The sequence below is a fragment of the Streptomyces sp. NPDC028298 genome (assembly GCF_055565895.1).
The window spans coordinates 124,091-130,378 of record NZ_JBVHTL010000001.1 but is presented as its reverse complement, the minus strand read 5'-3'; the positions used below and the strand labels follow the sequence as shown (position 1 = coordinate 130,378).

The 6,288-nt window shown below is 70.6% G+C and carries 5 protein-coding genes; 2 read left to right on the top strand and 3 right to left on the bottom strand.

The features are described 5' to 3' along the window. Window positions 1-235: 235 nt before the first annotated feature. Window positions 236-961 (bottom strand): siderophore-interacting protein, encoded by a 726-nt coding sequence (locus tag ACZ4TO_RS00595; RefSeq protein ID WP_385037409.1) that lies wholly within the window; start codon window positions 959-961, stop codon window positions 236-238. Between the two features lie 134 nt (window positions 962-1,095). Between ACZ4TO_RS00595 and ACZ4TO_RS00590 the strand changes: the two genes are divergently transcribed. Both ACZ4TO_RS00590 and ACZ4TO_RS00585 read left to right on the top strand, forming a co-directional pair. Beyond that, complete coding sequence (locus ACZ4TO_RS00590; protein WP_468022973.1) at window positions 1,096-1,725, top strand: GNAT family N-acetyltransferase; 630 nt, start codon at window positions 1,096-1,098, stop codon at window positions 1,723-1,725. A 93-nt stretch (window positions 1,726-1,818) separates the two neighbouring features. Further along, the gene (locus ACZ4TO_RS00585) at window positions 1,819-3,204 is read left to right on the top strand and encodes a DUF3500 domain-containing protein (RefSeq protein WP_468022972.1); all 1,386 of its coding nucleotides are present in this window, start codon (window positions 1,819-1,821) and stop codon (window positions 3,202-3,204) included. A gap of 108 nt (window positions 3,205-3,312) precedes the next feature. Here ACZ4TO_RS00585 and ACZ4TO_RS00580 read toward each other — a convergent pair whose 3' ends face one another. Both ACZ4TO_RS00580 and ACZ4TO_RS00575 read right to left on the bottom strand, forming a co-directional pair. Continuing rightward, window positions 3,313-4,629: a cytochrome P450 gene (locus ACZ4TO_RS00580; RefSeq protein WP_382784595.1), complete on the bottom strand. Its 1,317-nt coding sequence runs from the start codon at window positions 4,627-4,629 to the stop codon at window positions 3,313-3,315. A 30-nt stretch (window positions 4,630-4,659) separates the two neighbouring features. Next, entirely contained in the window at window positions 4,660-6,015 is a 1,356-nt protein-coding gene (locus tag ACZ4TO_RS00575; RefSeq protein WP_382784598.1) for a glutamine synthetase family protein, read from the bottom strand. Window positions 6,016-6,288 lie beyond the last annotated feature (273 nt).

Here is a 6,288-nt window from a genome sequence, read left to right as displayed (position 1 = left end):
CGGAACGGGTGGCCCGCGCCGCCCGCGCCGAGCCTGCTGCGCCCCCGCCGCCCGCGCCACACCTGCTGCGCCCCCGCTGCCCGCGCCGCGCCTGCTGCGCCCGAGCCTGCTGCGCCCCCGCTGCCCGCGCCGAGCCTGCTGCGCCGACTGCGTCTGCTGCGCCCGCTGCGCCCGCGCCCGCTGCCCCCGCCCCGCGCCCGCGCCGCACCGGCCGCCCCCCGTCCCCCGCCTGGACTCAGCCCGCCCGCCAATACCCCAACGCGTTCACCCGCTGCTTCGGTACGGACAGCTCCTTGCGGACGTGTGCCGACAGCGCGCGGGTGGTCGCCGTGTCGCACGCGATCCACACGTACGGCTGCGGGCTCTCCTTCAGCACCTCGGGCAGGGCCGCCTTCACCTCGTCGACCAGATGGCGTCCGGCATCCCTGCGCGCCACCTGTCGTACGTCGTGGTGCGGGGCGGCCCGGTAGGGCAGCCCCTCCAGGCTGCCCTCGAACCAGATCGTCGCGGGAACCGGGCCGAGCGCCGTGAGCAGGGAGTTCAGGGCCGGCAGCGAGGCGGGATCGGCCACGGCGACGACATGCGAGGGCGCGGGTTCGGGATGTTCGAATCCCGTGCCCTGCACCGTCGCCTCGATGGTGTCCCCCGGCTTCGCCGCCCTGGCCCAGTCGCTCGCGCAACCCTCGTGCAGGGCGAACTCCAGACTGAAGGTGCCGGCCGCCGGATCGGCGTCGACGAGGGTGTACGCCCGCTGGTGCGGCTTGCCCGCGTTGTCGAACCACAGCCGCACCCACATCGTCGGGTGGACGCCGGTCACCGCCAGCATGCCGCCGTCGGTGAAGCGGACCCGGCGGTACTCCGCGGTGACGTCCTCGGCGCCCGTCACGGTGAACACGTAGTCCTTCGCCCGCAGCAGTTTGAGAACCGCGCCTTCCCAACCCCGCCCCTGCGCCTGCCCCATCGCGTCCTCACCCTTCGTACGACCGCACCCTGTCCATCAGTTAGGTGAGCCTAACCTAATATGACCGCGTGACGCACAGGGTGATCACAGGAAAGCGCCGGGCGCACCCGTGGCCGGCTGAACGAGGGAGACCGATGTCCGACACATACGCCACGCGTGCCGCCCTGCACGAGCAGATCGTCGACGGCTACGGCACCGTCCGCGTCCTGCCCATGGACGCGGAGTTCGACGGTCCCGTGGTCCACGACTGGGTCGATTCGGACCGGGCCGCGTTCTGGGGCATGAGAGGCCTGACGAGAGATCAGGTGACCGCGATATACGCCCACATGGAGACTCTCGACACCCATCACGCCTACCTCCTCGTGAAGGACGGTGAGCCGGTCGCGCTGCTCCAGACGTACGAGCCGGCGGCCGACCGGGTCGGCGAATGCTATCCGGCCGAACCCGGTGACATCGGCGTCCACCTGCTGCTCGCGCCGGCCGGACCCGGCGGCGGGCGTCCCGGCTGGACCACGGCACTGCTGAGCGCGGCCGCGTCGTACGTCCTGCTGGGCCTGGGACGCGACCGCGTCGTGGTCGACCCCGACGTGCGCAACGAGCGGGCCATCGCCCGTTTCCACCGCCAGGGATTCACCCCGGGCCCCGTGGTCGTACTGCCGGAGGTCGACCTCCCGGACGTCCGGCTCCCCGAGAAGCACGCCCAACTCGCCTTCCTCGCACGGGAGACGGTCTTCCCCGGAAGCGTTCTGGACCGGTCGGCCTGAGCGCGTGCCGTCGCACAGGGCCGTCCCCGATTCCTATGTCATGCACAGGCCGTTGCTACGGAGTGGCAAAGTGTTGACGAAATCGTTGGGGGCATGGTCAACGAAACCCACGGACACAAGCCGCGTACTGAGGCGGCCCATCGGTCGCGCCGCTGGTTCATGAACAAGGCCCTGCTCACGGGGGGCGTCTCCGCCGTCGCGGTCATGGGCGGCTGGGCCGCCTCCTCGGCCGGTGCCGAAGAGACCGGCGACGAGGCGGCGGCCGCGGACGCCACGGCGAGCGCGTCCCCGTCGGGCCCGCCGCCCGGCGGCGGCTTCGGCCGGACGATCGCGTACGACGACTTCGTCGGCGTCACCACGGACGGCACGGTCCTCGGCGACCTGTACGCCGTCCACTCCACCGGCGTCTCCACCGTCCCGGTGGTCCGCGCCGCGCAGGCCTTCGTCGCCTCCCTCACGGCCGAGCAGAAGGCGGCCACCCTCTTCGACGTCGACTCCGACCAATGGCTCGACTGGACGAACGTCGACTCCAACGACCGCGACGGGGTCGCCCTGCGCGATCTGACCGAGAAGCAGTACGCGCTCGGCATCGGACTGCTCAGGGCGTCCCTGTCGGCCCGCGGTCTCCGGCAGGCCGACAACATCCGCAAGCTCAACCAGTTCCTCGGCGAGTACGAGGGGGACACGTCGAAGGCGCTCAACGAGGACGCCTACTGGTTCACCGTCATGGGCACCCCCTCGGCGACCGGGGCCTGGGGCTTCCAGTTCGAGGGCCACCACCTCGTCATCAACTACTTCGTCCTGGGCGACCAGGTCGTGATGACCCCGACGTTCATGGGCTCCGAGCCGACGAAGATCACGTACGAGGGGAAGAAGTACCACCTGTTCCGGGAGGAGACCGTCGCGGGCCTCGAACTCCTCCGCTCCCTGGACGACACCCAGCTCGCCCAGGCACTGTCCACGGCCGAGAAGTCCGGCACCGACCTCCTCGCGGGCGCGGGCCAGGACAACGCGGTCATCCCCTACGCCGGGGTCAGGGGCACGGCCCTGAACCGCCGGCAGCGGCGTCTGCTGCTCGACCTGGCCGAGGTGTACGTCGGCTATCAGGACGAAGGGCACGCGCGGGTGCGGCTGCGCGAGATCGAGAAGCACCTCGACGACACGTACTTCCACTGGATCGGCGCGTACGACGACGACTCGGCGTTCTACTACCGCGTGCACAGCCCCGTCGTGCTGATCGAGTACGACGCCGAGTCCCCGCTCGGCTACCACGAGAGCGACGGCGCCGGCTCGGCTTCGCCCTCGGCCTCCGAGTCCGCCTCGGCCTCGGCGTCCGCCTCCGCGAGCGCGGGGCCCGGCGGACCGGGCGGACCCCAGGGCACCCCGACCCAGCAGCACATCCACACCATCGTCCGCACACCCAACGGCAACGACTACGGAGTGGACCTGCTCAGGCTCCACCTGGACACGGATCACTGACGACGGCTTCCCGCACGGCTGTCCCCCGGCCCGTGGGGCGGGGGGACAGCCGTGTCATGTGCGTCGTGCGGAGTGGGGATCGCGGAGCGCGGTCTGCGGGCGGCTTCGTCAGGCGAGCGTGACCTCGACCGGGAGCTTCTTGATGCCGTTGACGAAGTTGGACAGGACGCGGGGCGCGTCGCCGGCCAGCCTGATGTCGGCGATCCTCGGGATCAGCTCCTCGAACATGATGCGGATCTCGGTGCGGGCGAGCAGGTTGCCCAGGCACAGGTGAGGGCTGCCCTTGCCGAAGGTGATGTGGTCGTTGTTGGTACGCGTCACGTCGAAGTCGTACGGGTTGCCGAAGACCTCCTCGTCACGGTTGCCGGAGGCGAACCACATGACCACCTTGTCGCCCTCCTTGACCTGCTTGCCGCCGAGTTCGACGTCGCGGGTGGCGGTGCGGCGGAAGTGGTAGACGGGGGAGGCCCAGCGCAGGAACTCCTCGACGGCGCCCGGGATCAGGGACGGGTCGTCCTTGAGGCGGGCGAGCTGCTCGGGGTGCTGGAGGAGCGCCAGCATCGAGTGCGAGATGGTGTGGCGGGTGGTCTCGTTGCCCGCGACGACCAGGAGCAGGAAGTAGTTGTCGAAGTCCTGCTCGGTCAGCGGGATCCCGTCGCGCGGAACGGTGTTGACCAGCTTGGAGACCAGGTCCGTACCGTTGCCGCCGCGGCGCTGCCGGGCCAGTTCCCGTCCGTACTCGAAGACTTCGAGCGAGGCGGGCGAACGGAACGGCAGGTCGCGGTACTTGTCGCTCTCCGCGCTGTGCAGCAGCACGTCCGCGTAGTCGGGGTCGGTGTTGCCGATGATGCGGTTGCCCCAGTCGATGAGCTGCTGGTTGTCCTCCGGCGGCACGTCGAGGAGACGGGCGAGGACGTTGATGGGGAAGTCGGCTGAGACGTCGGCGACGAAGTCGAAGGAGCCCTTGGCCAGGGCCGCGTCCAGGGTCTGCGCCGTCAGACCGCGCAGGAAGTCGCTGTAGCTGTTGATGACGCTCGCGCCGAACTGGCGCTGGATGACGCTGCGCATGGCGCGGTGGCGGACCCCGTCGAGCTCCAGGATGGACGCCCGCTTCTTGATCTGGTCGTCGTCCAGCTCTTCGAGGTTGACGAACTTCGAGGAGGTGAACGTCTCCGCGTCACGGTCCACGGTGGCGATGTCCGCGTGCCGGGTGACCGCCCAGAAACCGGAGTTGGGGGCCTCCTCGGGCTGCCAGTGCACCGGGTCCTCGTGGCGCAGCGTGTGGAACATGCGCCACGGCTTGATGCCGTCGGCGAAGTTGTCGAGATTCGCCAGGTCGACCTCTTCGAGCGGCAGCGGCTCGGCGAGGGCGGCGCGCAGTTCGGCCTGGGTGGTGGGCGTGGCGGGAACGGTGGGGCTGGTCATGGTGGTTCTCCTGGGCCGGGCTTCGAAGGGTCAGAGGTGGTAGGCGTACTCGGTGAACTCCCAGTCGGTGACGTGCCGCCCGAAGCGCTCGACCTCGTCCCGCTTGTAGGTGAGGAAGGACGCGACGAAGTCCTTGCCGAGGATGTCGGTCAGTGCGGTGTCCGCCTCCAGGGCGTCCAGCGCGGCGGCCAGGTTCGTGGGCAGCAGGGCGGAGCGGGCGGTGTCGTAGCCGTAGCCCTCCAGCGGCGCCTCGGGCTCCTCTCCGGCCTGCACGCCGAGCAGCGCGGCGGCGATGGTTCCGGCGATCAGCAGGTACGGGTTGGCGCTGGCGTCCCCGAGCCGCAGTTCGAGGCGGGCCCCCGAGCCGCGCTCCGGCGGGATGCGGACCATGGCGCTGCGGTTGTCGAGCCCCCAGTCGATCAGCCAGGGCGCGAGGGTGTCGGGTCCGAAGCGCTTGTACGAGTTCACGGTGGGGTTCGCGAGGGCGGCGAGCGCGGGCGCGTGGGCGAGGATGCCCGCGATGGCGTGGCGGGCCGTCGCCGAGAGACCGTGGGCGCCCGACGGGTCGTCGAAGGCGTTGTGGCCCTCGGTGTCCTCGCAGGACAGGTGGAGGTGGAAGCCGGAGCCGCCGGCGTCGCCGAAGGGCTTGGCCATGAAGGTGGCGAGGTTGCCCTCCTGGCGGGCGAGCTCCTTGACGGCGGCCTTGAAGCGGAAGGCGCGGTCGGCCGCGTCCAGGGCCGCCGAGTGGGTCAGGTTGATCTCGTACTGGCCGCCGTCGAACTCGTGGTTGCCGGTGACTACGCCGAGGCCGAGATCGCGCAGCATGCGCAGGGTGCGCAGCAGATGGTTGCCGGGGTCCGCGCGCAGTCCGGCGGTGTAGACGGCGCCGGTGGTCTCCGGGGCGCGGCGCCAGCCGGTGGGCCTGTCGGGCGCGGGCTCCAGCAGGAAGTACTCCAGCTCGGGTCCGACGACCGGACGCAGCCCGTGCTCGGCGCACCGGGCCAGCACGGTCCGCAGCAGGTCGCGCGGTGATTCCGGCGCGGGGGCCGAGGTCGCCGGGTCGGTGACCTCGCCGAGGCAGGTCGCGACGCCGGGCTCCCACGGCAGCACGGCTGCGGTGGACAGGTCGGGGCGTACGGTCACGTCGGGCAGTCCGGCGTCCAGGCCGCCCGCGACGGGGACCACGTCGCCCTGCGGTGTCGTGTGGTAGACGGCGCGGCAGAAGGCCAGTCCGTGCTCGCCGGCCGACGGCAGGTGGTCGAGCAGGACGTCACGGGCGCGGTCGGTGCCGATCAGGTCGGGATAGACGACCCGGACCACGTCGACGCCCTCGGCGGCGAGCCGCTCCATGTGCCGGCGGATCTCTGGGGTGTCGGATGCGCTCACCGTTGTCTCCTTGGCGGAAGGGTGGGGTGTCCCCGTGGTCTGAGGCCGGGGACGCGTGGTGTGCAGAGAAACGGAAGCCGGGGTGCGGGGGAGGAGAGTCGAACCCCGAGTCGGTCGTTTGAATCCGAACGGTATGAGTCGCATTCAGGTCCCGCAAGGGGTCGGCGGTAAGAATTTATCCACCTGGACAGGTATTGACCAGGGTCGAACGGCTTCCTATGTTGTTTGAAGCCAAACGAGTCGGGGATGCGGTTCCGCGAGGTCCCGCATCCC

Bases quoted from the DNA above. Each gene is read 5' to 3' on its own strand.
- ACZ4TO_RS00585 (WP_468022972.1), top strand. From the start codon at position 1,819: ATGGTCAACGAAACCCACGGACACAAGCCGCGTACTGAGGCGGCCCAT.
- ACZ4TO_RS00580 (WP_382784595.1), bottom strand. From the start codon at position 4,629: ATGACCAGCCCCACCGTTCCCGCCACGCCCACCACCCAGGCCGAACTG.
- ACZ4TO_RS00595 (WP_385037409.1), bottom strand. From the start codon at position 961: ATGGGGCAGGCGCAGGGGCGGGGTTGGGAAGGCGCGGTTCTCAAACTG.
- ACZ4TO_RS00590 (WP_468022973.1), top strand. From the start codon at position 1,096: ATGTCCGACACATACGCCACGCGTGCCGCCCTGCACGAGCAGATCGTC.